This is a genomic window from Pseudoalteromonas sp. 120-MNA-CIBAN-0494, from assembly GCF_040308885.1.
In the GTDB taxonomy this organism is placed as follows: domain Bacteria; phylum Pseudomonadota; class Gammaproteobacteria; order Enterobacterales; family Alteromonadaceae; genus Pseudoalteromonas; species Pseudoalteromonas nigrifaciens.
In genome coordinates, this window is record NZ_JBEOOE010000005.1 from 45,303 (window position 1) to 70,044 (window position 24,742).

23 protein-coding genes and 4 tRNA genes are annotated in these 24,742 nt (G+C 40.2%); 14 read left to right on the forward strand and 13 right to left on the reverse strand.

The features are described 5' to 3' along the window. Positions 1-277: 277 nt before the first annotated feature. The gene (locus AAEY55_RS05570; RefSeq protein WP_011329527.1) at positions 278-748 is read left to right on the forward strand and encodes an Rsd/AlgQ family anti-sigma factor; all 471 of its coding nucleotides are present in this window, start codon (positions 278-280) and stop codon (positions 746-748) included. A gap of 88 nt (positions 749-836) precedes the next feature. Here AAEY55_RS05570 and fkpA read toward each other — a convergent pair whose 3' ends face one another. Next, entirely contained in the window at positions 837-1,589 is a 753-nt protein-coding gene (gene fkpA / locus AAEY55_RS05575) for an FKBP-type peptidyl-prolyl cis-trans isomerase (RefSeq protein ID WP_350550416.1), read from the reverse strand. A gap of 214 nt (positions 1,590-1,803) precedes the next feature. On the opposite strand from fkpA, the gene AAEY55_RS05580 reads away from it, so the two are divergent. After that, positions 1,804-2,802: a WD40 repeat domain-containing protein gene (locus AAEY55_RS05580; protein ID WP_011329529.1), complete on the forward strand. Its 999-nt coding sequence runs from the start codon at positions 1,804-1,806 to the stop codon at positions 2,800-2,802. Next, complete coding sequence (locus AAEY55_RS05585; RefSeq protein ID WP_011329530.1) at positions 2,789-3,004, forward strand: SlyX family protein; 216 nt, start codon at positions 2,789-2,791, stop codon at positions 3,002-3,004. The genes AAEY55_RS05580 and AAEY55_RS05585 overlap by 14 nt, the downstream gene beginning before the upstream one ends. Positions 3,005-3,027: 23 nt before the next feature. On the opposite strand, the gene AAEY55_RS05590 is transcribed toward AAEY55_RS05585, so the two are convergent. Then, the gene (locus AAEY55_RS05590; RefSeq protein ID WP_041454614.1) at positions 3,028-3,231 is read right to left on the reverse strand and encodes a YheV family putative zinc ribbon protein; all 204 of its coding nucleotides are present in this window, start codon (positions 3,229-3,231) and stop codon (positions 3,028-3,030) included. A gap of 132 nt (positions 3,232-3,363) precedes the next feature. On the opposite strand from AAEY55_RS05590, the gene AAEY55_RS05595 reads away from it, so the two are divergent. From AAEY55_RS05595 to AAEY55_RS05620, 6 genes are all read left to right on the forward strand, one after another. Continuing rightward, positions 3,364-5,286, forward strand: a complete 1,923-nt coding sequence (locus AAEY55_RS05595; RefSeq protein ID WP_089368872.1) for an ATP-binding cassette domain-containing protein — start codon at positions 3,364-3,366, stop codon at positions 5,284-5,286. Beyond that, entirely contained in the window at positions 5,270-5,695 is a 426-nt protein-coding gene (locus tag AAEY55_RS05600) for a TIGR02444 family protein (protein WP_179807947.1), read from the forward strand. Before AAEY55_RS05595 ends, AAEY55_RS05600 begins: the two co-directional genes overlap by 17 nt. A gap of 624 nt (positions 5,696-6,319) precedes the next feature. After that, positions 6,320-7,312, forward strand: a complete 993-nt coding sequence (locus AAEY55_RS05605; RefSeq protein WP_011329535.1) for a hydrolase — start codon at positions 6,320-6,322, stop codon at positions 7,310-7,312. Then, positions 7,309-7,563, forward strand: a complete 255-nt coding sequence (locus AAEY55_RS05610) for a YheU family protein (RefSeq protein WP_011329536.1) — start codon at positions 7,309-7,311, stop codon at positions 7,561-7,563. The genes AAEY55_RS05605 and AAEY55_RS05610 overlap by 4 nt, the downstream gene beginning before the upstream one ends. 75 nt (positions 7,564-7,638) lie before the next feature. After that, positions 7,639-8,832 (forward strand): dipeptidase, encoded by a 1,194-nt coding sequence (locus AAEY55_RS05615; RefSeq protein ID WP_350550421.1) that lies wholly within the window; start codon positions 7,639-7,641, stop codon positions 8,830-8,832. A 174-nt stretch (positions 8,833-9,006) separates the two neighbouring features. Beyond that, a complete protein-coding gene (locus AAEY55_RS05620) occupies positions 9,007-9,915 on the forward strand; it encodes a hypothetical protein (RefSeq protein ID WP_350550424.1) in 909 nt (302 codons plus the stop codon). 484 nt (positions 9,916-10,399) lie between these two features. Here AAEY55_RS05620 and tuf read toward each other — a convergent pair whose 3' ends face one another. From tuf to murB, 8 genes are all read right to left on the reverse strand, one after another. Continuing rightward, positions 10,400-11,584 carry an elongation factor Tu gene (gene tuf, locus AAEY55_RS05625; RefSeq protein ID WP_350550427.1) on the reverse strand — a complete coding sequence of 395 codons (1,185 nt, stop codon included), beginning with the start codon at positions 11,582-11,584 and terminating at the stop codon, positions 10,400-10,402. Positions 11,585-11,719: 135 nt separating this feature from the next. Next, positions 11,720-11,795, reverse strand: a tRNA-Thr gene (locus AAEY55_RS05630). Between the two features lie 12 nt (positions 11,796-11,807). Then, positions 11,808-11,882 (reverse strand) — tRNA-Gly (locus tag AAEY55_RS05635). Between the two features lie 45 nt (positions 11,883-11,927). Continuing rightward, positions 11,928-12,012, reverse strand: a tRNA-Tyr gene (locus AAEY55_RS05640). A gap of 41 nt (positions 12,013-12,053) precedes the next feature. After that, a tRNA-Thr gene (locus tag AAEY55_RS05645) sits at positions 12,054-12,129 on the reverse strand. 117 nt (positions 12,130-12,246) lie between these two features. Then, the gene (locus AAEY55_RS05650; protein ID WP_179807642.1) at positions 12,247-12,954 is read right to left on the reverse strand and encodes a pantothenate kinase; all 708 of its coding nucleotides are present in this window, start codon (positions 12,952-12,954) and stop codon (positions 12,247-12,249) included. Continuing rightward, entirely contained in the window at positions 12,951-13,943 is a 993-nt protein-coding gene (gene birA, locus AAEY55_RS05655) for a bifunctional biotin--[acetyl-CoA-carboxylase] ligase/biotin operon repressor BirA (protein WP_179807643.1), read from the reverse strand. Before birA ends, AAEY55_RS05650 begins: the two co-directional genes overlap by 4 nt. Further along, complete coding sequence (gene murB / locus AAEY55_RS05660) at positions 13,940-14,950, reverse strand: UDP-N-acetylmuramate dehydrogenase (protein WP_350550431.1); 1,011 nt, start codon at positions 14,948-14,950, stop codon at positions 13,940-13,942. Before murB ends, birA begins: the two co-directional genes overlap by 4 nt. A 143-nt stretch (positions 14,951-15,093) precedes the next feature. Here murB and AAEY55_RS05665 point away from each other — a divergent pair, with 143 nt between their 5' ends. Next, a complete protein-coding gene (locus AAEY55_RS05665) occupies positions 15,094-16,935 on the forward strand; it encodes a M1 family metallopeptidase (RefSeq protein ID WP_350550434.1) in 1,842 nt (613 codons plus the stop codon). 85 nt (positions 16,936-17,020) lie between these two features. Here the strand turns inward: AAEY55_RS05665 and AAEY55_RS05670 are convergent, their stop codons facing one another. After that, on the reverse strand, positions 17,021-17,623 hold the full coding sequence (locus AAEY55_RS05670) for a DUF2057 family protein (RefSeq protein ID WP_192531583.1): 603 nt from the start codon (positions 17,621-17,623) through the stop codon (positions 17,021-17,023). A gap of 93 nt (positions 17,624-17,716) precedes the next feature. Between AAEY55_RS05670 and AAEY55_RS05675 the strand changes: the two genes are divergently transcribed. The 3 genes from AAEY55_RS05675 to AAEY55_RS05685 all read left to right on the forward strand — a co-directional run bounded on the left by AAEY55_RS05675 (position 17,717) and on the right by AAEY55_RS05685 (position 21,340). After that, the gene (locus tag AAEY55_RS05675; protein ID WP_350550437.1) at positions 17,717-18,088 is read left to right on the forward strand and encodes a histidine triad nucleotide-binding protein; all 372 of its coding nucleotides are present in this window, start codon (positions 17,717-17,719) and stop codon (positions 18,086-18,088) included. A gap of 213 nt (positions 18,089-18,301) precedes the next feature. Further along, entirely contained in the window at positions 18,302-18,958 is a 657-nt protein-coding gene (locus AAEY55_RS05680; protein ID WP_086994433.1) for a response regulator transcription factor, read from the forward strand. A gap of 225 nt (positions 18,959-19,183) precedes the next feature. Next, the gene (locus AAEY55_RS05685; protein ID WP_011329546.1) at positions 19,184-21,340 is read left to right on the forward strand and encodes an ATP-binding protein; all 2,157 of its coding nucleotides are present in this window, start codon (positions 19,184-19,186) and stop codon (positions 21,338-21,340) included. 7 nt (positions 21,341-21,347) lie between these two features. Here the strand turns inward: AAEY55_RS05685 and AAEY55_RS05690 are convergent, their stop codons facing one another. Both AAEY55_RS05690 and AAEY55_RS05695 read right to left on the reverse strand, forming a co-directional pair. Beyond that, positions 21,348-22,775, reverse strand: a complete 1,428-nt coding sequence (locus AAEY55_RS05690) for a mannose-1-phosphate guanylyltransferase/mannose-6-phosphate isomerase (protein WP_086994427.1) — start codon at positions 22,773-22,775, stop codon at positions 21,348-21,350. 69 nt (positions 22,776-22,844) lie between these two features. Next, entirely contained in the window at positions 22,845-23,618 is a 774-nt protein-coding gene (locus AAEY55_RS05695) for an amidohydrolase (RefSeq protein ID WP_086994424.1), read from the reverse strand. A 412-nt stretch (positions 23,619-24,030) separates the two neighbouring features. Between AAEY55_RS05695 and AAEY55_RS05700 the strand changes: the two genes are divergently transcribed. Then, positions 24,031-24,669, forward strand: a complete 639-nt coding sequence (locus AAEY55_RS05700; protein WP_350550442.1) for a methylthioribulose 1-phosphate dehydratase — start codon at positions 24,031-24,033, stop codon at positions 24,667-24,669. The last annotated feature ends 73 nt before the right edge of the window (positions 24,670-24,742 follow it).

Genomic DNA, 24,742 nt, shown 5'->3' on the forward strand with positions numbered 1-24,742 from the left:
CTTAAAACAATAAAAATAAAAGTTTTAAAATAACAATAACAAAAATCTTCTAATAAAAATAAGAAAGCTTGTTATAACAAGCCATAGAAAAAAATTAAGCCACCGTAACAGGTGGTTTTTTCTTGCCTGCAATAAATTATCAATTCCCTACAAATAAAATAAACTGCTTCTAGATCATCTATTTTACTAGTTGATATACACATCAATTAACTATATCTTGAAGTATAAACAATTTTTACTTTTAACTAAAAAACCAACCCAGCTTAGGAGAACGATTATGCTGACGCGTGTAGAAAATGCTCAACAAAAGTGGGGGGGTAGCCATACTGTAATTGATAAATGGCTAAACGAGCGACAACGCCTCATTGTGCTTTATTGTAAGCTAGCTGGGTTTTCACCTTCTGATAAAAAAGATCATGCCCTGCCTGAACCACAACAAATTGAAACGTTTTGCCAAATTTTAATGGATTACTTATCTGCCGGTCACTTTGAAATATACGATGACATTGCTAAGGCTTGTGAAAGTAAAGGCCCAGAAAGCCAATTGCTAGCAAATGCTATTTACCCAAAAATAACAGATACCACCGACATTGCGCTAGATTTTAACGATAAATACGCTGAAGTTGATAAAGAAGATTTACTAGTAGGCTTTGACAATGACTTATCTGTTCTTGGTGAAGCACTTGAAGCGCGCTTTGCGCTAGAAGATGAGCTTATTGATAACTTATTTGCTAATCATACGGATTAACAAGCGCACCGTTATTTAGGCATTAAAAAAGGGACTTAAAGTCCCTTTTTGTATATGTAGGCTAAATTATTTTTAGCTTATCTCTTATTTACTCTGCTGCTGCAGCATCTGCATCGTTTTGAATTTCTAATAATTCCACTTCAAATACAAGTGTTGAATTAGCAGGAATTTTACCTAAATCACGGTCGCCATAAGCTAGCTCAGAAGGAATTGTAAATTTATATTTAGAACCAACAGGCATAAGTTGTAAACCTTCAGTCCAACCAGTAATTACACGGTTAAGAGGGAAAGTTGTTGGCTCGTTACGTGAATATGAGCTATCAAATTCAGTGCCATCTAAAAGTGTGCCTTTATAATGTACTTTAACTACATCAGTTGCAGCTGGTTTTTCGCCATCACCTTGAGTAATCACTTCGTACTGTAAGCCAGACTCAGTAACAGTAACGCCTTCTTTTTTAGCGTTATCAGCTAGGTATTTTACACCCGCTTCTTTGCTTTTTTCAGACTCTACTTTTGCTTGTGCTTCCTGCTTAGTACGCACTGATGTATCTAACTCAGTTAATACTTCGCGAATTTTTTCTTCGTCAATTTTTGCATTACCAGCAAGTGCATCTTCAAAACCACGAATTAACAGCGCTTGGTCTAGTTCAATACCAATTTCTTTTTTATCGGCTAAGTCTTTATTTAAAAAGTTACCTACCGATGCGCCAATACCGTATGCTTGTTGCTGCGCTACAGTGTCTAGTTTAACTTCAGCTTGCTCTTTTTTTGCTTCTTGATTACATGCTGTAAGCGCTAAAACTGACGCTGCAATCAATGACAATTTAATCGTCTTTTTCATTTTAAATCTCCGACACACTTTGCAGTTGCCATTTATTGTATTATTACTAGTTAAAGATTAACGACCTACATGATAGGCTGCTTGTTTAATAACTAAAATTTACGTTGTTAGCTAAACTAAAAACATATCCAGTGATTAGACAAACAACCTAGGCCTTCAACGAGACCTAGTCTAACCTCTCAATCACTAAGAGTTAAGAGGAAATGCTTGTAATATGCCGTTATTTCGTACTTTTTTTATCGTGTTTTGCTGTTTATCGGCCATCGCCTGTAGTGATGAAAAACAACAAGCTGTTGCCAGTTATGAACATGCTGCACAAGGCGCGTTTTCATCGGCGCTATCGCATGATGGTAAATACAGCTTAGTCTCCTCCATTAACCATGGGGTCGCGCTGTGGGATAATCAACAGCAAGCACTTAAATACCAATGGTTTCAGCAACAAGCCCAAGATAGCTTGGTTTATGCCGTTGCGATCGCTTTTGACAACAGTGTGGCTGTTACCGCCGAAAAAACCACCTTTGCGGTATGGGATATTGCCACCGGCGAAAATAAAGGTTACTACAAAATACAAAAATCCAGTATTCGCGATATTGCTATAAGCAACCAAGGCCGTAGCGTACTATACGGGCGCAGCGATGGCGTAGTGGTGTTTATTAACCTTGAAACTGGCCGCCGTATTGAGTTTTTAGGCCACCAAGAAAAAGTAAACACGGTCGATCTTGCCCCTAACGGGCGCTATGCTTTAAGTGGTTCAAACGATTACGTTGCTTACTTTTGGGATACGCGTACAGGGCAAGTGATTCATCGCTTTAACCACCCTACTCGTGTTACTCAAGTTACGCTTGACCCACAAGGTCGCTATGCATTTACGGCCGACAGTATGGCACAAGCAAATGTATGGAAGCTGACTACAGGTGATCTTGTAAGTAAACTGAAGTATATTGCGCGTCAGAAAATTTTTACGGCGGTACGCTTTAACGATCAAGGTGATTTGCTAGCAACTGGGTCGCCTAATAAACGCATTGATTTATGGCAAATATCGAGCGGTGAAAAAATTCAAACTTGGCAAGTGACACCACGCGAAGGCAGTAAGCCTAAATCGGCCGTGGTGCTCGATGTAACATTTACAGATAACGGCAGGTCGTTATTAACCGAAAGCTCCAGCGGTATCGCAGAGCGATTTATTATACGAGAGAATAATGAACACAATTGAACATCGCTTAATGGAACTTGAGGCCAAAGTGGCTTTTCAAGACGAAACAATTGATATTTTAAATGACGAAATAAAAGTTCACCAGCAGCTGTTGGCAAAAATGAAACGCCAAACAGAGCTACTGGCTGAAAAAATTAAAGAATCGCAGTCATCATCATCGATGATGTCAAACGAACCTGAGCCACCACCGCCACATTATTAATATGCAGCTATGCAGCAAAGGATTTAATCTCCTGGTTTAAACACGCCTATAACTTGTTCAAACTGGCGTGTTGACGCCTGCACAGCCTGTTCTGGCTGTGCCATTTTATGGCCGCACTCTACACATTCTACTTTTTCTACATCATGCTCTTTGTAAAGCATTAACCTATCCATGGCTTTACATTCAGGACATGTTGCCCCAGCTATAAATCGCTTTTTTTGTTTCACGAGATTTTTCCCACAGTTTGACCTAATGTTATTTTATCGTATTACGTGATGCGTTGATACGGTTGATATGCCCAATACGATCCGTGTTATCATATTGGCAATTCAATTAGGGCACAGTAAAGTAACGCATTTATGATCCAAATCTCAGAAATAGAACTTCTTCGTGGCGGTAAAGCTTTATTAAAAAATGCATCTGCTACGTTATTTCCAGAGCATAAAGTAGGCCTAGTAGGCGCTAATGGTTGTGGTAAATCAACCCTATTTAGCCTCCTCAAAGCAGAGCTACAGCTCGATGGCGGTAACTTTACTATACCTAAAGACTGGTCTATAGCGTCAGTAAAACAAGAAACTCCCGCACTGGAAATAAGCGCAATAGACTATGTACTACAAGGTCATCCGCAGTATTACGCCATGCGTATTGCACTGCGTGAAGCCGAGCAAGCTAACGATGGCGACGCACAAGCTAAAATACATATTCAGCTTGAAAACATTAAAGGCTACAGCATTGAATCAACCGCTGGTGAGCTATTACATGGTTTAGGCTTTGCTAATAACTTAATAGAAAACCCGGTAAGTTCATTTTCGGGTGGCTGGCGTATGCGCTTAAATTTAGCCCAAGCGCTTATTCGCGATGCCGACCTGTTATTACTTGATGAGCCCACTAACCACCTTGATTTAGACGCAGTATATTGGCTTGAACGTTTTTTACGTGCTTATACTGGAACTTTAGTGCTGATATCGCATGACCGTGAGTTTTTAGATGCCGTAGTTGATCAAATTTGGCATATAGATAAACAACTTATCAACGTGTACAAAGGCAACTACTCGCAGTTTGAGCGTCAAAAGGCCGAGCGCATGCTACAGCAGCAAGCCATGTTTGATAAGCAACAAGAGCAAATTGCTCATCTAGAACAGTTTATAACTCGCTTTAAAGCAAAAGCCAGTAAAGCTAAGCAAGCACAAAGCCGCGTGAAAGCACTTGAGCGTATGGAAAAATTAGCTCCAGCACATGCCGACTCGCCATTTAACTTTGAGTTTGCCGAGCCAAAAGCATTACCAAACCCACTAATGACAATAGATAAAGCCAAAGCGGGATATGGTGATGTCACCATTTTAAATAATATAGAATTAAACTTAGTACCAGGCAGCCGCATTGCTTTACTTGGCCGAAATGGCGCGGGTAAATCAACGCTAATTAAACTGCTTTCGGGTGATTTAGAGCCTCAAGCTGGCGAAGTTATTCAGCACCATGGGCTAAATATTGGTTATTTTGCGCAGCATCAACTTGAATCTCTTGATTTAAAAGCCAATGCAATAACACATATACAACGACTTAACCCAAAGGCTACTGAGCAATCACTGCGTGATTTTTTAGGCGGATTTGCCTTTATTGGTGATAAAGCGCTTGAGCCAGTAGCACCCTTTTCGGGGGGCGAGAAAGCACGTTTAGTACTTGCCATGCTGGTATATCAAAAGCCAAATTTATTACTACTCGATGAGCCAACCAACCACCTTGATTTAGAAATGCGCCATGCACTTGTTATGGCACTGCAAGGCTTTGAGGGCGCTATGGTTACTGTATCGCACGACCGCCATATGCTTAAAAACACCGCCGATGAATTTTACTTAGTAGATGACGGCAAAGTAACTCAATTTGGTTACGACTTAGATGCGTATTACCAATGGCTGCTTAACGCCAATAAAGAAGCGACTAAAACAGAGCAAAGTGACGAAGTAAAAGCTAATTCAGGTATTAACCGTAAAGAGCAAAAACGCCTTGAGGCCGAATTTAGAAAAGCCACGCAACCGCTTAAAAAACAAATTGAAAAGCTCGAAAAGCAACTCGACAAATACGCTGCAGAGCTCAATGAGGTTGAAGTAGCATTAGGTGATAACGAGCTATATTCTGATGACAATAAAGCCAAGCTAAAAGAGTTACTAGCCAAGCAAGCCACACTTACACCTAAGCTTAACGACATTGAAGAAGCGCTCCTTATGGCGCTAGACGAAATGGAACAAAAAGAGCAGGCGTTCGCCGATGAACTTGCTCAATAGCGACCATTTTTGGCAATTTTCCTGCACTTTGTACGCCAAGCCAGTGCAACAACAAACCTTGCTGGAGTTACAAAACCAGCAAGGTAAAAACGTTAATTTGTGTTTATTACTCTTGTATTTAGATTCACTAAACTTAGTTGTAAATAGTCAGCAGCTTGGAGTATTAACACAAGTTGTTAATGAGCTCGATAATAACGTGATGCAGCAACTACGCGCAGCACGCAGTTATTTAAAAGTACACCAACAAGCTATTACTGACTATGCAAACATACGCAAAGAGCTGCTTAGCGCTGAGCTCAAGCTTGAAAAGCAGCAACAGCAAATGCTAATAAATGCAGTAAATGAATGTGAATTGGTAAAGTGTACCGAGCCAAATAATATTGAATTATATTTAAAGGCCAGCTTTTAGGTACAAAGCGCCAGAAAAAACAGCTCGCGCATATTTCAATACTTATGAGTCCTACCCTCTTTTACTGCTCATTCTTTTCTCTTTGTGCAAAAGATCTTTAAGTGACTTATACACAAACAGGTTAAAAGGCGCTGCGCTTTTATAGGGAAAAATTAAAACCTCTTTAATCCTTATATTCTCAGTGGTCAAAGCTGTTTTCACCTGCTCCCTTTACCCATCTGTTAAACCTAATACCTTCTTCTCAAAACATGATCCAAATCAACTTCATATCGCTCATTATTTCACTTAGGTAAATAACTTGATCTTGATCATAACTGTATCCCTAAACCCAGCTTATGATTAACCCATAGACATTAGGAGGCAAGTTATGGACGTATTCTTCAGAGATTTTTTTACCGACCCAGTACTGTTCTTATCGTTTGGTTTTCTGGGGATCGTTATTAGCTTGTGCCTTTTCTTTGTATACTACTTTATTAAGAAAGTACAAGAAGCAGAAATTCCTGACCAAAATTAAGCACGACGCACAAAGCGCCTATCAGTTTACTGATTAGGCGCTTTTTATTTTCCTAGCCGAAAAATTTGCTACACTAGCGCCTCGTTTATTGCAAAGTGTGTAGTACAAACATGATCCATAAGTTCAAACCCGCATGGTGGATGACCAATCGTCACGTTCAGACCATAATGCCGCGTTTTTTCCGCCCATTTCATCATACTCGCTACCAATTGGAGCAACTTGATACTCCCGATGGTGACTTTATCGAGCTTGCTTGGTCGCTACCGCATAACGAAACGGCTCCTCTTGCTGTGGTACTACATGGACTTGAAGGCAATATAAATAGCTTTTATGCCAAAGGCATGATGAAAGCCTTAAAAAAGCAAGGTTTTGCAGTGGTGCTTATGCATTTTAGAAACTGCTCCACCGAAGTAAATCGCTTACCACGTGCTTATCACAGTGGTGATACAGCCGACTTAAGCTTTTTTATAAACCACTTAAAGCAGCTATATCCAAACCGACCTTTAGTTGCGGTAGGCTTTTCGCTAGGTGGTAATGTATTAGCTAAGTATTTAGGCGAGCAACAGCAACAATGCCCGCTAAGTGCAGCAGCACTGGTATCTGCACCTTATGATTTATCGGCATCATCGGATGTTATTCGAAAAAGTTTAGGTAAAATTTATCAAAAATATTTACTCGATCGCATGAAAAAATCAATGCAGCGTAAATTGCCACAAATTAAGCAGCAAATATCGATAACTACCGATCAATTAATGGAAATTGACGACTTGTTAGAGTTTGATAATCAACTTACCGCGCCTTTACACGGCTTTGAAAATGCACATGATTATTACCGCCAAGCCAGTGCTATGCCATATTTAAAACATATAGCGGTGCCAACATTAATTATTCATGCCAAAGACGATCCTATGCTCTCTATAAAGGCCGTACCAAGTAGGCAAGATGTGAGTGAGCATGTTACGCTGCGCATCTCTGAAAAAGGCGGGCATGTGGGCTTTATTAGCGGTAAAAATCCATTTAAGCCGGTATTTTGGTTAGAGCAAGCGGTGCCAAGTTATTTTGGCCAATATGTATTAAATAAAACCAACAAAGAGTCAGTATGATCATTCCTTACGAGCAACTTGATAAAGACACCTTATACAACCTAATAGAAAGCTATGTACTGCGCGAAGGCACTGATTATGGCGAAGTAGAAGCCAGTATTGAATCGAAAGTAAACCAAGTAAAGCTGCAGCTTAAAAGTGGTGAAGCTATGGTATTTTTCTCAGAACTACATGAGTCGGTAACTATCATTTCCAAAGGTGAATTTAAAGCGCTGCAAAGTGAAGAGCATCAGGCACAATCGTTTGATTAGATACAGTTAACTTTGTAGCACTTGTAACTTTTGTATTGAAAGTACACAATGGCTTTTTACCCAAAGAGCCATAAAATGATAAAACTCAGCACTCTAGTGGTAGCCATATCACTAGCATTAAGTAGTCAAGCCAATGCAACAACAATAACCGCATCAGATAAAGCAATTAAGCTGGCAAAAGACACAATTTTAATTGATACCCATATTGATGTACCTTACCGTCTACACGACAAATGGGCCGACGTTACCAAAGCCACCGACGATGGTGACTTTGACTACCCTCGTGCTATACAAGGCGGTTTAAATGCCCCATTTATGTCGATTTACATTCCTGCTCACTTAGAATTTGAAGGCAAAGGTAAAAGCTATCAACTTGCTAATTTACTTATTGATAGTATGGAAGCAATCGCACAACGTGCACCCGACAAATTTGCAATTGCCAGCTCAACTGCCGATATAGAAGAGCAGTTTAAGCAAGGTAAGCTTTCGATTGCTATGGGCATGGAAAATGGCTCACCTATTGAAGGTGATATGAAAAATCTACAACACTTTTTCGACCGTGGTGTGCGTTATATTACCCTTGCTCATTCGCAAAGCAATCATATTTCTGACTCGTCATACGACATTCGCCGTAAATGGAAAGGCTTAAGCCCTTTTGGTAAAAAGCTAGTTACTGAAATGAACAACATTGGCATGTTAATCGACGTTTCGCACATTTCTGATGATGCGTTTTATCAGGTAATAGAACTCTCTAAAACACCCGTTATAGCTTCGCATTCATCGCTACGCAAATACACACCCGGTTTTGAGCGTAATATGAATGACGACATGCTACTGGTGCTGAAAAAGAATGGCGGGGTTATTCAAATTAACTTTGGCTCAAGCTTTGTTACTGCTAAAGCAGGTAGTTGGGGCAAGCAGCTAAAAAGTACAAAAGAGTCTGCAAAAAAAGAAGGCACCAAATTAAGTAATGATTTTGATGCTGCATATCGCGCTAAAAACCCCTACCCATTTGCAAGCTTAGAGCAAGTGCTTGATCATATTGATCACGTTGTGAAGTTAATTGGTATCGAGCATGTTGGTATTGGCTCTGATTACGACGGTGTAGGTGACTCACTGCCTATCGGCTTAAAAGATGTGTCTAGCTACCCTAACCTAGTTCAAGGTTTGATGGACAGAGGTTACAGCGACACCGATATTAAAAAGATTTTAAGCGGTAATACACTAAGAGTGTGGAAGCAAGCTGAGCAATACGCAAAATCGCATTAAGCTTTACGCGCTAGGCTTAGGTCTAGCGCTTATAGCCAATTTAAACACCGTATTTTGCCACTCACGCCCCGCCTTCTTAATTAACCCGTATATTTCATCCTCGTTTAACACATTTTTTAACAGACTTATATTTCGAAAACAGATGAATTACCCATTTTAGAGGCAGATTATTTTATGACTATAAACAAAGGAACTATTGCGATTACTATAGCAACACTTGCCTTGGTAATTTCATGCTACGGAACATTTTTTAAAGATCAGCCCAGTTCACTTAATAAACCCAAGCAACAGCTAAGCCCCACAGTTTCTAATAGTACTCCTGCAGAATATCAGCAATCAAATGAAGCCTTAATTGACGAACTAAGCAAGAAAGTAAGTTCGCTACAACGCAAAGTAGCAAACTTAACACTGCACGCTAATGGCTCTTATCAAGAACAAGATACCGACGAATTTAAGGAACTTGTTCTTGGCGTACTAGAGGAAAAACAGCAGCAAGAAGATGAAAAACGACGTGAGCAAAATCCTCTTTATAGCTTTTATGCAGACTTACCAGAAGACTATGATTTAAGGATCAAATCAGAACCTGATTATGCTAAACAAATAAACTCTCAATTAAGAGAGCAAACTTTAGATCCAAGCATCTCTGATTTAAATAGGTTAGCTGCACTGAGCCAACTGCAAATGAATATGTATATTCTAAATAAATCTACTATGCCCGAGTATGACTATGAAGTAGTAGGTAACATTTTAAATTTAGCGAACAACAGTAGTAACGAAAAATTTAAAATTCAAGCTGTTGAGCTATCAACTCAAACACCGGTACTTGATTACCGCCTTGCAGAGCAATTTACAAACTTGTTAGAGCAAGACACGAATGATTATATCCGTCGCTTAGCTGCACAAGGGTTGATGGCGCAATACTACCAAGCTCAAAATAAACAAGATGGCTATACAAAGCAAATGGCGCAACATCTACTTTCAGTTTATGACAATACCTCTGACAATGCAGTCAGGGCAACGCTTGACGAAATGATGGGTAACCAAGACATGCTTGATGAATTACGTAAGAATGCTGGTTACTAACTAAGTTCATACTCCTACTTTGTTACAGCGATAACATTAATAATTACACTTTACCTCAGGCATAAAAAAACCGAGACTGAGCTCGGGTTTTATTAATGCTTAATGCATTACAACTAATGATTACTCTACGATAGTTGCTACAAAGCACCGATGCCTAAGTAAGTGCGCTACCTTCATGCTTTATCCTCTGAGTTCGATAAAACTCAACCCATGCTACGATGATCAAATTAATACCGCTTTGCTCTGCCTGAAGCCTCGCACCTAATACCTGAAACCTGTATTTTTCTTGAGACATTAAAAAGCCCGACGCTAAGCTCGGTTTTTTTCGTATTAATTAGCTAGGCTAATTATTACTCGTTGAACGTTGCTACAAAGCACCTACCCCTAAGGTAAGAGCGCCACCTTCACATGAAGTAAATTGCAGACATTAAAAAACCCGAGGCTAAGCTCGGGTTTTTTTAGTATTAATTAGCTAGGCTAACTATTACTCTACGATAGTTGCTACAACACCAGCACCTACAGTACGGCCACCTTCACGGATAGCGAAACGAAGACCTTCGTCCATCGCGATTGGCGCGATTAGCGTTACAGTCATCTTAACGTTATCACCAGGCATTACCATTTCTACGCCTTCTGGTAACTGTACGTCACCAGTTACGTCTGTTGTACGGAAGTAGAACTGTGGACGGTAACCTTTGAAGAATGGAGTATGACGACCACCTTCATCTTTTGAAAGTACGTATACTTCTGATTCAAAAGTAGTGTGTGGCTTGATTGAACCAGGCTTAGCTAGTACTTGACCACGTTCAACGTCTTCACGCTTAGTACCACGTAAAAGTGCACCAATGTTCTCACCAGCACGACCTTCGTCAAGCAGTTTACGGAACATTTCAACACCAGTACAGATTGACTTAGTTGTATCACGGATACCAACAATTTCAATCTCGTCGTTGATGCGGATAATACCTGCTTCAACACGACCAGTTACAACAGTACCACGGCCTTGGATTGAGAAAACGTCTTCGATAGGCATGATGAATGCTTTATCGATGTCACGCTCTGGCTCTGGAATGTAAGAATCAAGTGCGTTTGCAAGCTCAACAATCTTATCTTCCCACTCTTTCTCGCCTTCAAGCGCTTTAAGTGCTGAACCTTGAATTAGTGGTAAGTCATCACCTGGGAAATCGTATTCTGAAAGAAGTTCACGAACTTCCATTTCTACTAGCTCAAGTAGCTCTTCGTCATCAACCATGTCACATTTGTTCATGAACACGATGATGTAAGGAACGCCAACTTGGCGAGAAAGTAGGATGTGCTCACGTGTTTGTGGCATAGGACCATCAGTCGCAGCTACTACTAAAATAGCACCGTCCATTTGAGCAGCACCAGTGATCATGTTTTTAACATAATCGGCGTGACCAGGACAATCTACGTGTGCGTAGTGACGAGTAGGCGTATCGTATTCAACGTGAGACGTTGAAATTGTGATACCGCGCTCGCGCTCTTCTGGAGCGTTGTCGATTGATGCGAAATCTTTAGCAACACCGCCGTATACTTTTGCAAGTACGTTAGTGATTGCTGCAGTTAATGTAGTTTTACCGTGGTCAACGTGGCCAATTGTACCTACGTTAACATGCGGTTTTACGCGTTCAAACTTTGCTTTTGCCATGACGGAACCTATCAGTTTTGTGTATCTATATTACATATGAAAATAATCCACCATAGGTAGATTAAGTTGATTTTTTCAAATTTCAAATAGTTTTTTCTGACAGATAAAGGAAGCGCTTAAGGAGGTTCTTAAAACTGGTGCTGATAGGCAGAGTCGAACTGCCGACCTCACCCTTACCAAGGGTGCGCTCTACCAACTGAGCTATATCAGCATCACCATAAACTGGAGCGGGCAGCGGGAATCGAACCCGCATCATCAGCTTGGAAGGCTGAGGTAATAGCCATTATACGATGCCCGCGTTAGGAACCTGTTCTTAAAATACCTCTAACCGTCAAGAATAAAGTGGTGGAGGGAGCTGGATTCGAACCAGCGAAGGCTGAGCCGTCAGATTTACAGTCTGATCCCTTTGGCCGCTCGGGAACCCCTCCACGATAATTCTTTACTAATGCACTTTCGGTAAAAAGGAAAGTGGTGCCGACTAACCGAGTCGAACGGTTGACCTACTGATTACAAGTCAGTTGCTCTACCAGCTGAGCTAAGTCGGCACTGCTTTAGTACGGGGCGAGATATTAGAGTAAGCTTTATTGGGATGCAACTATAAAATTAAAATAAATGAGAATTTATTGTCTAAATGCTCACAATTCAGGCAAAAACCGGCTTTTTTATAATTTATTGCTATTTTCATCTAATTCATACCAATAATTTAAGCCTTTAATAACCAACATTGGATCAAAAATACTCTCTTTGAATTGCTGTTGTAATAACGCCCCATAACCACCGGCAAAAATAATTTGCGTATTTTTATCATTTAAATAAGGTTTAGCTTGGTTAATTGCCCCTATGGTGGCAACCAAGGCACCATTTTTTAAACCGTTTGGGGTGTTTTTTCCCAGCTGATTAGTAAATGGCGTATTTTCATCATCAAAAACGCGCTGGGTATTTTGTGTTAACGAGCAGGTCATTAAATCAAGGCCAGGTAAAATCCAGCCACCTAAGTGCTGCCCGTCACTATTGAGTACATCAATTGTGGTAGCCGTACCGGCATCAACAACTATGCAGGCCTTATTTGGATACAAGGTAAAGCTTGCAATAAGTGCCAGCCATCTATCTATGCCTAAATTATTAAAGTGCTCGTAAGCACAGGTGAGCCCGCCTAGCGTTTTAGTTACTTTAGCTTCAAAGCAGCTAATACTATTAAAGGCGGCTTGCGCTAAAATAGCATTAAGTAGCTCACTGCGCCCTACGCAAGCATAAATAACGTGTGTAATTGCATGCCAAGGTAAATTATTTAAATCACATGCTTGAACTTGCTCGTTTTGCCACAGCTTAGCTTTAAGTGAAGTATTGCCTACATCTATGAGTAATTTCATAGTTGCGCCTTTCTGAGCGAAATTTCGCCGCCGTAATAGCTTTTTACTTCACCATCTTGGCGAATACGAATTCCGCCTTGTGAGTCTATTCCCTCACATATTCCGCGCCAACTACGATGTCCGGTATTTAGCTCTACACATTCACCAGCAAATGCATTTAAAGCATTCCATTGCTGATGCATGCTCTGTAAACCGCTTTCACTATACTGCTCTAAACGCTGCTCTAAATAATAAGTAAGCGAGGCAACCAACTGATTTTTATTAAGCTGCTGCGTATGTTGACTTAAATCAGTCCATGCTTGATCAATGTGCTGACTAAAGCTCTCTGGCATTTGTAAGTTAATACCTATGCCTATAACTAACTGACAAGGACCTTGCGGTTGCGCGTCGAGCTCAACTAATACGCCAGCGAGCTTTTGTTTATTGAGGTAAATATCGTTAGGCCATTTTAGCTCTACTTCTATGTTGTATAGCGCTTTAATAGCATCATATACAGCTAAGCCAACCACTATAGATACGCCCATAGCGGCTTGTATGCCATCATCTAAGCGCCAAAAGTAACTATAATATAAGTTGGCTCCAAATGGCGACTGCCAAACCCGGCCCCGACGCCCACGCCCCAACTGCTGCATTTCGGCCACAATAACAGTACCCGATTCAAGCTCAGTTTTTGCTTGTATGCGGCGCATTAGCTCACTATTAGTGGAGTCTATTATGGGGTGTACTTCTACTTTGGCGGTAGTTGCACCTAACGCTTGATAGTGTTGTTGTATTTGCGCTTGGTTTAACAGTCCGACTTGGCTATTTAAGCTGTAACCTTTACCAGTTACCTTAAAAATATCTAAGCCCATTTCTTGTAAGCTTTTAATATGCTTACTAATAGCTGCGCGGCTAATACCCAGTTGCTCGCCTAATACCTGCCCTGAAATAAAACCACCTTGATTGAGGGCATTTAAAATGGCGAGTTTATTTCCATCGGGTGCTTTCATGGCGTTGGCTCCGCTGTAATATGGCATTCACTATTGTTATTAATTAAGCGTACTTCGTGCTCTAACATAATGTTGTAACGAGAAAATACGCTGTGTTGAATATGTTTAATCATCGCAATTAAATCGCTTCCTTGGCTTTGGCCGTAATTTACTAGCACTAGGGCTTGTTGTTTATGTACCTCAATACCTGCAATGCGGTAGCCTTTTAAACCCGCTTGCTCTATTAGCCAACCCGCAGCCACTTTATGGTGCTTTGCACCGTGTTTATAATGCGGTAAATCTGCAAAGGTTGTTAATAAGGTAGCTAAACATTGATTAGTAATAATGGGGTTTTTAAAAAAACTACCTGCATTAGGTAAGGTATAAGGATTGGGCAATTTGCTGTTACGTGTTGCTATTACTTGCTCAAATACCGCTTGTGGCGTAACGGCTGCAAGTTGCTGCAGCGGTCCATAACTCAATACCGGCTGCCACTTTTTAGGCAAGGCTAAATGCACAGTAGTGATCACCGCTTTATTTTTTAACGCGTGTTTAAAAATAGAATCGCGATAGCCAAATTCACATTGCGCATTATTTAAGGTATTAAAGGTTTTGTTTGCTATATCAAAATACTCAACCGACTCTACAAATTTAGCCAATTCAACTCCGTAGGCACCAATATTTTGCACCGGCGCAGCACCCACAGTACCGGGAATAAGCGCTAGGTTTTCAAGCCCGGGAATGTTTTTAGTCAACAGCTCGCTGACTAGTTGATGCCAGTTTTCGCCAGCGGCCACGCTAATTAAGTAATCGTTTGCGCGCTCTTTTATTTGTACACCTTGAGTTGCCATTTTAATAACAGTACCGGTGTAATCATTTAAAAATACCGTATTACTGCCCTCGCCTAATAGGCAAAATGGGGGCTTAAAGCTTTGCGTTTTAAGCTGCTCTAGGTTATTAATTTTAACAAATTGTTGGCATTGGCTGGTTAATGCAAATGTATGTAACGTTTGTAATGAGTGCGCCACAAAGCTCTCTAAATATACCGGTAACTAATCGCGTTAGTTTAACGCATTGTCGCAAATAGCGCATCTGAATGTAAAAATTGCTCAACCCGCCTCGCCAATCATGATATAAAACCAACACTTATTTATTTGTGTTCAGGGTAATTATGAAAATCACACCTCTTTTTTTAAGCCTAGTTATGGCTGGTATGTGCTCACAAGCAATGGCCAATGCTATAGATCAAAACTCGTATGCTAATCTTAATGACGTTATTACTACGCATTTAAACCTTGATTTAGATGTCGACTTTGCCGACAAGCAATTAGAAGGTTTTGTTGAGCACACCCTAGAATGGCAAAATAACAACAGTAAAACTCTAGTGCTCGATACTCGCGATTTAGATATTGATAAAGTAATGTATCAAACGCAAAACGGCACATGGCATAAAGCTAAATTTAGTTTAGCAACACGCGATGATGTTAAAGGCTCAAAATTAACTATTACTTTTAAAAGCCAAGCGCCAAAAGTACGTATTTACTATAATAGCCGCCCTGAAGCGTCTGGCCTACAATGGTTAACACCAGAGCAAACAGCCAGCAAAACACACCCGTTTATGTACAGCCAATCGCAAGCAATTCATGCACGTAGCTGGATCCCAGTACAAGACACGCCAGCAATGCGAGTAACGTACTCAGCGCGCATTCATACCCCTAAAGATATACGTGCGGTAATGAGTGCCGACAATAAAGACGCACTTTATAAAGATGGCGACTATATTTTTGATATGCCACAAGCTATTTCGCCTTACTTAATTGCTATTGGCGCAGGTAATTTAGAATTTAAAGCAATGTCGCATCAAACCGGTATTTTTGCTGAGCCAACTATTTTAGATGCTTCAGTTGCCGAATTTAACGACACCCAAGCGATGATCGATAAAACTAACGCACTTTACGGCGATTATGCATGGGGTCGTTACGACTTACTTATGCTACCGCCAAGTTTTCCGTTTGGTGGCATGGAAAACCCACGCCTTTCGTTTATTACCCCAACCGTGGTTGCAGGCGACAAAAGCTTAGTAAATCTAATTGCACATGAGCTTGCTCATTCTTGGTCTGGTAACTTAGTTACCAATGCAACCTGGGAAGATTTATGGTTAAACGAAGGTTTTACCTCGTACGTTGAAAACCGCATTATGGAAGAAGTATTTGGTCGCGACCGCGCAGTAATGGAACAAGCCCTTGATGCAGCAGGTATTCGCGCCCAAATTAAAACGCTTGATGCACCAGACACGCGCCTTAACTTAAAGCTTAATGGCCGCGATCCTGATGATGCGTTTAGCTCTGTACCTTATACCAAAGGGCAGTTATTCTTAATTTACCTAGAAGAAAAATATGGCCGCGATAAGTTTGACGCCTTTGTAAAAACTTACTTTAACGAATTTGCCTTTAAATCTTTAACCACTGCACAATTTGTTACTTACCTAAAAGCTAACTTAATTGATAAGTACCCTGGTATTGTGAGCATGGATAAAGTAAATGAATGGATTTTTGCGCCAGGTTTACCAAGCGATACACCTAATCCAACATCAGATGCTTTTGATAAAGTAGATACAGCAACAGCTACTTGGTTAAATGGCGATATCACAGCAGCGCAATTGCCTACAGCTAATTGGTCGGTGCATGAATGGTTGCACTTTTTAAATAACTTACCGCGCGATTTAAGCCAAACACATATGAGCGAGCTTGATACTGCGTATAACTTAACGCAATCAACTAACGCTGAGAGTGCATTTGCTTGGTTTATGCTAGCGGTAGGTAATGGCTACCAGCCAATTTATCCGGCGCTTGATAAGCACTTAACCAGTATTGGTCGTCGTAAGCTAATTGTCCCGCTTTATAAGTCACTTATTGATAACGGCAAAAAAGACTGGGCACAAAGCGTGTACTTAAAAGCACGCCCGGGTTATCACCCACTAGCACATGGCACTATAGACGCATTATTTGAATAAATTATTCAAATAATAACGAGCTTAATAAGCGAGTGTTTAAAATACAAAAAGGGCCGACATTCGGCCCTTTTTAATTGCATAAAAGCTACTTGGTTACTTTTTCTAAAAAGGCTTGTTGTTGAGCTGGGGTTGCTTGTTGCCACCAAAAGTCGAGCATTGCTGCTGCGCTGGGCATGCCCTTACCATTAATAGGTGCAACGAGTTTACTTACTTCGCTGGCGCTTGTTGCCATTGCCGTTGTATTACTAACTTGCTGTACTGGCACAGTGTTTGTAAGCTGGGCATTAGAAATTACACTTAATGGCGCAGCCAGTGCACTTCCTTTTGCTTTTAAGCTTACTTGTGGCGACTGTGCAAATACTTTAGCCGCAACCGCATTTTTGGCACGATTAAACTCTAAAATATAATCTTTACCCGCCTCAATAGTTACATTTACCCAAAATGGTTCAGACTCTACCACTTCGTGATCGTCGTAACCTAGGTCATACAAGTCAGTGTATTTAAGCTTTAATTTATAACTACCCGGTGCTAGCTCTATGTCATCAACACGGCTAAATATCGAGCTTTCAATAACACGCTCACCAACTTGCAGAGGCACAAACTCTTCTGGAAAGTGAATATTTTCTGCCATGCTCGACACACTAAACAATAGCGCTGCGGCACTACCTAATAATATTGATTTACGCATATTTTCTCCTTTATTTGATTTCAGTTTGACACTGCTTGTAAAGTTTGTCATTAGTGGAGCTTACTTTAATCATACTTAATTAGGGGCCATATAATGAGCCAAGAGACTATTTTTACTAAAATAATTAATCGTGAGATCCCAGCTGATATTATTTATGAAGATGAGCATACTCTCGCCTTTAAAGATATAAACCCTCAGGCGCCATTTCACGCACTTATTATCCCCAAAAAGGCAATTGCTACTATTAACGATGTAACGCCTGAAAACTCGCATTTAGTAGGTAATTTATATGTAGTAGCGGCTAAATTAGCCAAGCAACTAAACTTTGCCGACGATGGCTACCGAGTGGTCATGAATTGCAATGAACATGGTGGCCAAACCGTATATCATATTCATTTACATATACTTGCAGGTAAAGAGATGGGCTGGCCTCCTTATCAAAACACCAAAAAAGTGGCACTATAAACAGCTATTTATTTTATACAATTAGTTATAAGCTTTTTAGGTTGTTTTATTTTGTAATCGCAATCAATAAATAATTACTTATTTGCAACATTTTATGTTTAAATAATCATAATATCGTACTTGCTTTTTGCGTTACAACGCGACTTTCTAATACAAAAGGTGTGGAGGTCGTGGTAAACTTAATCATAAGCTTTATAAAAGAGTAAAAATAATATGAGCAGTTCAGCCTTTTTGTTATTAGATGAAGAGCCCATTAACACTATTGGTATTAACGTTTTAGAACCTTTGTTAAAAACGCAAGGTATTAGCGTAACCACAGGCACCAATATTTTAGATGTGCCTGTAGGAACACGACTTTTGTTTATCGAAACATCGAGCAAAGATGCGTGGGGAAAATTAAAAGAGCAACTGGTTAATTTACGGATTAAATGCGATATCGTATTATTTAATTTGGATGAAAACCCAGAGCTTGCTAATCGTGCCTTACTTAGCGGAATTCGTGGTGTATTTTACACCACAGATAACGCCGATGTATTGATGAAAGGTATTCGCTTACTACTTGAAGATCAACTTTGGTATCGCAGAGATATAATGTGTAATGCATTAAATCGTATGTTGCAGTTTAATAAAGATGCACTGCATAAGCTTACCGAAGGCGATATTGAGCCAGTTAAACTTACCAAGCGCGAAAAAGCCATAATTTCATTAATGAGTAATGGCTCAAAAAATAAAGAAATTGCTGAAGAGCTAAGCATTAGCCCACACACAGTTAAAACTCATTTATACAGCGCATTTAGAAAAACAAAATGTCGTAACCGTATTGAGCTACTATCGTGGGCACAGCAGCATATTCCAGACGAAATACGTTAATTTAAACTTTAGTTTAAACACAAAACAGGCACATACGTGTCTGTTTTTGTATCTGGGCAAGCTTAATCAGCAAGCTCAAATTTTAAATAATAAGTCGCTCCCCAGCGAATAAAGTATACGTTTTAATTTCAATACAGCTCAATGTGTTAAACAATATATTGAGCTATTTTCGGTTAAGTAATTATTGTTATACTTTTAATCTAATAACACGCTATTGGTGCCTCAATGCTCGACTCTTTTACCCTATATTTTGCCAGTATCGCCGTTATGGTTGTAATGACCCTGCTAAATTTTTTAACCTGGCGCACCAATAAACACACTCCAGGCACTCTGCTTTATATTTTTTATCCTGTTTTATTGCTCGGCGTTATTATTGGCTTTACTCTGATCGGGCGAGTCCCTGAACTTGTCGCCATTAGTATTGCCAATATATTGATGTTTGCGGCCTCAATTGTGCATTGTCTTGCTATTAGCCAGTTTTTAGATTATCGCGGTATTGGCTTTAAACTTGTTTGTGCATTTACTGCTTTTAGCAGCGTAATGCTGGGTTATTACAGCTTTTTGTCGCCATCTATTCAAGATAGGCTGTTTATATCTGATATACAGCATATAGCTGAAGCTGCATTTTTACTGTTTATATTTATAAAGTATGCACGTAAGCCCTATCCCAACGGCAGCATTGTTTATATTATAATTTTAACTTTAGTTGCCGTAAGCTTTATTGCCCGCTCGATATTTATGCAAAAAATTGAGCAACATGACACCCTATTAAGCCCTTGGTTTAGCTCGTTACTTTTTTTAAACGGGGTTATAGCACCTATGTTTTATGCCGCTGGCATGGCACTGTTGTGTAATGAGCGCAGGGAGCAGCATCTTAATAAGCTCACTAAAAAAGCCCGTAAAGATCTAGAAATACGTGGGTTGTTTTTATCAACTATCAGCCACGAAATTCGCACCCCTTTAAACGGCATTTTAGGCAGTGCTCAGTTAGTTATGAACCAAACAAGTGATGCTCGCAATAAAGCCTATTGCGAGGCAATTATTAACTCTGCCGAATCCCTTAATTTACTGGTTGATAAAGTACTCGACTACGCCAGCCTTGATCAAAGCGACGAAGCTCTTTACGAAGAAGATATTGAGTTTAAAACTTGGATACAAAATTTATGCTTATTACTAAGCCCTCTGGCAGAGCAAAAGCAACTTAAGTTTGAGCTACTTTGCAATATACCCGATCAAGCCTGTTACTACTGCGATCAGCAAAAACTCAGACAAATTATTATTAACCTTGTGGGTAACGCAATTAAATTTACCGACCAAGGTAGCGTTAAAATTCAAATTGATCTAATCACTGAAAAACAACTTGAACACACTATTAAAATAAGCGTAAAAGACTCAGGCCCCGGCATCGAGAATGACGAAATAGCCTACCTAACCGAACCCTATGTGCAAAGTAGCGCCGGAAAAGAAAAAGGCGGTACAGGCCTTGGTTTAGCAATAACCAGCCGCTTACTCGAAAAACTGCATAGCAAGTTAGAAATAGCCAGTAGCCTAGGGAGTGGCAGCGTGTTTAGCTTTGATATTACGTGTGCGCTGGGCGAGCTCAGCCTAGTAGCGCAACGTCATCAAAGTAAAGATTATTTAACCGGTTTAAAGGTGTTGTTAGTAGAGGATTTAGATTTAAATCAAAAAATAGCCGTAGAATTTATGGCCGACGACGAACATAAAATTAAGTTAGCAAAAGACGGTAAAACTGCAATAGAGTTAATGCAAGCGCATCATTTTGATGTAGTGCTGCTCGATATGAACCTACCTGATTTGACCGGCCAACAAGTACTTAAAACATTGGCTAAAATTGAGCATAAAAACCAGCGCACTCCCGTACTAGCCTTTACTGCAAGCTTAAGCCCTAGTGAGGTAAAAGAGTACTTAGCGCTGGGTATAAAAGACATTGTAGGTAAACCTATTAAACACCAAAAATTGCGCCAAGCACTAAGCGATTCACAGTCAACTAAAACGGCTACTGTAGCTGTAGATTTGGTTGATACTTTATATGACGCAAGCGCTAGCGAAACGCTTACCAGCTCTTTTAGTATTGATGAAGTGTCGTCTATTTATAACGAGTTTGTGCTCTCTACCCGCAGTAAACTAAATCACTGCCAAGCGCTCGTAGAACAACAGCCCGAGCAATGCATTAAATTATTACATCGCCAAGCCAATACCGCACTACAGCTGGGCTTTAACCGTTATGGTTTAGCGCTGAAAAAAATAGAGCGTCGTATGCTTGATAAAAAGCCGCTAAAAAACGCCATCAATGAAGCGCTCGACCTTTGGCAGCAAAGTTTAGAAGAGTATTTAAGGTGTGTACGCAAAGGGCTGCAGTAAAGCGTTGTTAGTTTCTGCCATATTTATCATCAAACCGTTCAATGTCGCTTTCATCTAAAATAGTGCCTGTTTGTACCTCAATTACTATTAACGGCGCATTTTTATTATTAGCCAAACTATGAATTTGCTTAGCGGCAATATAACAAGACTGATCTGCACTGAGTGTTAGTGCTTGCTTATCAATGCATACATCGGCAACCCCAGATACAACTACCCAATGCTCGGCACGATATTGATGGCGCTGCGTAGAGAGCTTAGCACCGCTGTTTACGGTTATTTTTTTAACCTTAAATCCACTGCTTTCTACCAAGGTACGATAATTTCCCCACGGCCGATAAACAACTTGGTGGTGGGTTAACTTGTCTGTTTGCGTAAGCGCTACTTTTTTGAGTAATAACGGCAGTGCATCAAGCTCATTTTGATTCGCAATAAGTGTGGCATCGTGGGTATGAATAACAGCTAAATTACTTACCCCTAAGGTGGCAATAGTATGATCGGTTTCGCTTATTATTAGATTGTTTTTACTGTTTTGCGCTACATAATTAGCATTTACATTGTTGCCTTGCGGATCTTTTTTTAGCAACTTAGCAAGTGATGAAAAACCACCTACGTCACTCCAGTTTAAGGCAACAGGCATGACAACTACGTTATCACTGCGCTCTAAAATAGCATAATCTATGGAGTCACTCGGGCAAGCTTCGAGCGTTTTTGCACTGGGGCGTGTAAAGCCTAAGTCCTGACTAAAATTGGCGGCGTTAGCCACACAATTGGCAATTTTAGGTGCAAAGCGAGCCAACTCTTGTAAATACGCTGCAGCAGTAAACAAAAACATACCGCTATTCCAACTATAACTTCCATCTAACAGGTAGCTTGTTGCGGTGGTTAAGCTGGGTTTTTCTTTAAATTCAGCTACTTCAAAGCAGTCAGTACCGGTAATGGCGCTTCCTTGTTTTATATACCCGTAACCTGTGTGTGGCTCGGTAGGCGTAATAGAAAAGGTAACTAATTTACCTTGCTCAGCTAATATTGTCGCGCCGTGTAACTGCTCGGTGAGTAAGTTAAAATTATTTATATGATGATCCGCTGGCATAACTAACAGTGGCCCTGTTATGCCATTTTGTAGCGCATAATGCGCAGCTAAAGCAATTGCTGGGGCAGTATTTTTACCTGTGGGTTCTAAAAGTAATGCGCGCGGATTTGCACTAGCAGCTTGCTCAGCGGCAATAAATCGGTGCTGTTCGTTACACACTAAAATAGCTCGATTGAATACCCTACCGGTTACCCGTGTTAGGGTATTTTGTAATAACGACTGCCCAGTAGGTTCAGCATCGAGTAAGGGTAAAAACTGTTTTGGCATTGCTTGGCGCGACAACGGCCACAAACGAGAGCCAATGCCGCCCGCTAAAATAACTGGAGTGATTAAAGAGTTGTTCATAGTGCTGCCGCCAATAAATATCAGCGGCTATTTTAACACTTAATTAGCCGCTGGCTAATTTAAGCTGCTTTATACTAAGTTAAAAGCATCCGCATCTAAATGCGCCGGAAATTTAGCCTTAAAGTCATTTAATGGTGCTTTGTGCAAAGTAATGGTTATTAGCGCTTGGCTATTATCTGCAGCTTTTACTAAAGCATCACCTTTAAAGTCATATACCGCTGTGCCACCATTGTGAGCAACACCATTGGCATCATCACCAATGCGATTTACCCCAACCACATAACATACATTTTCCATCGCTCGCGCCATTAATAATGTATCCCAAACATGGCGTCGCACTGCGGGCCAATTAGCAATATTAATCATTACATCGTAATCGTTGTTATTGCGCTGAAATACCGGAAAGCGTAGGTCGTAGCACACTTGTGGTAATAGCTTAAAGCCATTAATAGTAAACACTTTGCGCGCTTGTCCTGCTACTACAAAGTCGCCTTCGTTGCCTAAACAAAACAAATGACGCTTATCGTAAAAGTCTACTTCTCCATTGGGCTGCACCCAATAAAACCGGTTGGCCTTTTTACTGCCTTGCGTAACAAATACTGAGCCTGCAATTACTGCATTATGTTTATGCGCTTGCGCCTTTAACCAGGTAAGTACTTTGCCGTTTTCAGGCTCAGCGCAATCTAAGTTTATTGCAAAGCCTGTGGCAAAGGTTTCGGGCAGTAAAATCAAGTCTGACTGCTGAGTCACTGCATCTAACTGCTTATTAAACATAGCTAAATTAGCGTCTTTATCGAGCCAGTGTAGTGAGCTTTGCAATAATGTAAGTGTTAAAGTTGACATAGCTTTGTGCCGCCCTCTTTTAAGTTTTTAGTGTAACCTGAACTCTGGTTAAGAGATTTACTAACGTATTGAATCATATTTATATTTAACTTTATTTTCTCTAGCCAAAGATTTTCAGTGAAAATAAGGCGAATTTACGCGTTAATAGCTGGCCTATTGCAAGTAAATTCAACGCAGTTAGCGCTGAAAATAGCTGCTTGAGATAGGTTTATTATCCGGAGATCAGGTTAAGTATAAATGACCAACTTAATTGTTATTAGAGTTTGATAAAACATACCTTATGCTGGTAGCTTAGTTATTAACACTCTATATCCTTAATTGTGGTTTTGCACGCAAAGCGGTGCTACCATCACTTAATATAGAAGTTTAGCCGTCTAAATACAATTAACTGATGCTCGTTTGTGAGGAATATATGCAAAACAACAATACCGCTATTTCGCAACTTATTGAAGCTGGGAAGTGGGTTAGCCAAAAAGAGTGGATACCCGCAACCGGTGGGAATTTTTCAGCAAGAACTGAGTCGGGCTTTGTAATAACAGCTAGTGGCCAAGATAAAGGCAAGTTGACCAATGAGCACTTTTTACAGCTAGATCTACAAGGCAAGCCTTTGGCAGGAACAAAAAAACGCTCAGCCGAAACACAACTGCACTTGAGCTTGTATCAGCTAATTCCCGAAGCGCAATGTGTACTGCACACGCATTCTGTTGCGGCTACCGTGCTTTCGCAAATAACAAAAAGTCATAAACTCGATTTAACTGGCTACGAAATGCAAAAAGCTTTAACCGGTTTTACCTCGCATTTAGAAACCCTAAGCATTCCTATTTTTAATAACGACCAAGACATAGACCATTTAAGTTTATTGGTAAGCGACCATCATTTACACACTCCTATTGAACACGGAGTGCTTATACGTGGCCATGGTTTATATGCTGTAGGGCGAAATATTGATGAAGTTCGTCGTCATTTAGAAGTGCTGGAATTTTTATTTAGCTGTGAATTAGAGCGTTTAAAAATTACCGGCATTCAAGCAAGTAATAATAATAATAAATAAATAAATAAATAAATAAATAAATAAATAAATAAAATTAAGGCCCATTGTTATATTACGTAACAATGGGCCTTAA

Excerpts from the sequence above, each read along its gene's own strand:
- AAEY55_RS05570 (WP_011329527.1), top strand. The coding sequence starts at position 278 with ATGCTGACGCGTGTAGAAAATGCTCAACAAAAGTGGGGGGGTAGCCAT.
- fkpA (WP_350550416.1), bottom strand. The coding sequence starts at position 1,589 with ATGAAAAAGACGATTAAATTGTCATTGATTGCAGCGTCAGTTTTAGCG.
- AAEY55_RS05580 (WP_011329529.1), top strand. The coding sequence starts at position 1,804 with ATGCCGTTATTTCGTACTTTTTTTATCGTGTTTTGCTGTTTATCGGCC.
- AAEY55_RS05585 (WP_011329530.1), top strand. The coding sequence starts at position 2,789 with ATGAACACAATTGAACATCGCTTAATGGAACTTGAGGCCAAAGTGGCT.
- AAEY55_RS05595 (WP_089368872.1), top strand. The coding sequence starts at position 3,364 with ATGATCCAAATCTCAGAAATAGAACTTCTTCGTGGCGGTAAAGCTTTA.
- AAEY55_RS05600 (WP_179807947.1), top strand. The coding sequence starts at position 5,270 with ATGAACTTGCTCAATAGCGACCATTTTTGGCAATTTTCCTGCACTTTG.
- AAEY55_RS05605 (WP_011329535.1), top strand. The coding sequence starts at position 6,320 with ATGATCCATAAGTTCAAACCCGCATGGTGGATGACCAATCGTCACGTT.
- AAEY55_RS05610 (WP_011329536.1), top strand. The coding sequence starts at position 7,309 with ATGATCATTCCTTACGAGCAACTTGATAAAGACACCTTATACAACCTA.
- AAEY55_RS05615 (WP_350550421.1), top strand. The coding sequence starts at position 7,639 with ATGATAAAACTCAGCACTCTAGTGGTAGCCATATCACTAGCATTAAGT.
- AAEY55_RS05620 (WP_350550424.1), top strand. The coding sequence starts at position 9,007 with ATGACTATAAACAAAGGAACTATTGCGATTACTATAGCAACACTTGCC.
- tuf (WP_350550427.1), bottom strand. The coding sequence starts at position 11,584 with ATGGCAAAAGCAAAGTTTGAACGCGTAAAACCGCATGTTAACGTAGGT.
- AAEY55_RS05650 (WP_179807642.1), bottom strand. The coding sequence starts at position 12,954 with ATGAAATTACTCATAGATGTAGGCAATACTTCACTTAAAGCTAAGCTG.
- birA (WP_179807643.1), bottom strand. The coding sequence starts at position 13,943 with ATGAAAGCACCCGATGGAAATAAACTCGCCATTTTAAATGCCCTCAAT.
- AAEY55_RS05665 (WP_350550434.1), top strand. The coding sequence starts at position 15,094 with ATGAAAATCACACCTCTTTTTTTAAGCCTAGTTATGGCTGGTATGTGC.
- AAEY55_RS05670 (WP_192531583.1), bottom strand. The coding sequence starts at position 17,623 with ATGCGTAAATCAATATTATTAGGTAGTGCCGCAGCGCTATTGTTTAGT.
- AAEY55_RS05675 (WP_350550437.1), top strand. The coding sequence starts at position 17,717 with ATGAGCCAAGAGACTATTTTTACTAAAATAATTAATCGTGAGATCCCA.
- AAEY55_RS05680 (WP_086994433.1), top strand. The coding sequence starts at position 18,302 with ATGAGCAGTTCAGCCTTTTTGTTATTAGATGAAGAGCCCATTAACACT.
- AAEY55_RS05685 (WP_011329546.1), top strand. The coding sequence starts at position 19,184 with ATGCTCGACTCTTTTACCCTATATTTTGCCAGTATCGCCGTTATGGTT.
- AAEY55_RS05690 (WP_086994427.1), bottom strand. The coding sequence starts at position 22,775 with ATGAACAACTCTTTAATCACTCCAGTTATTTTAGCGGGCGGCATTGGC.
- AAEY55_RS05695 (WP_086994424.1), bottom strand. The coding sequence starts at position 23,618 with ATGTCAACTTTAACACTTACATTATTGCAAAGCTCACTACACTGGCTC.
- AAEY55_RS05700 (WP_350550442.1), top strand. The coding sequence starts at position 24,031 with ATGCAAAACAACAATACCGCTATTTCGCAACTTATTGAAGCTGGGAAG.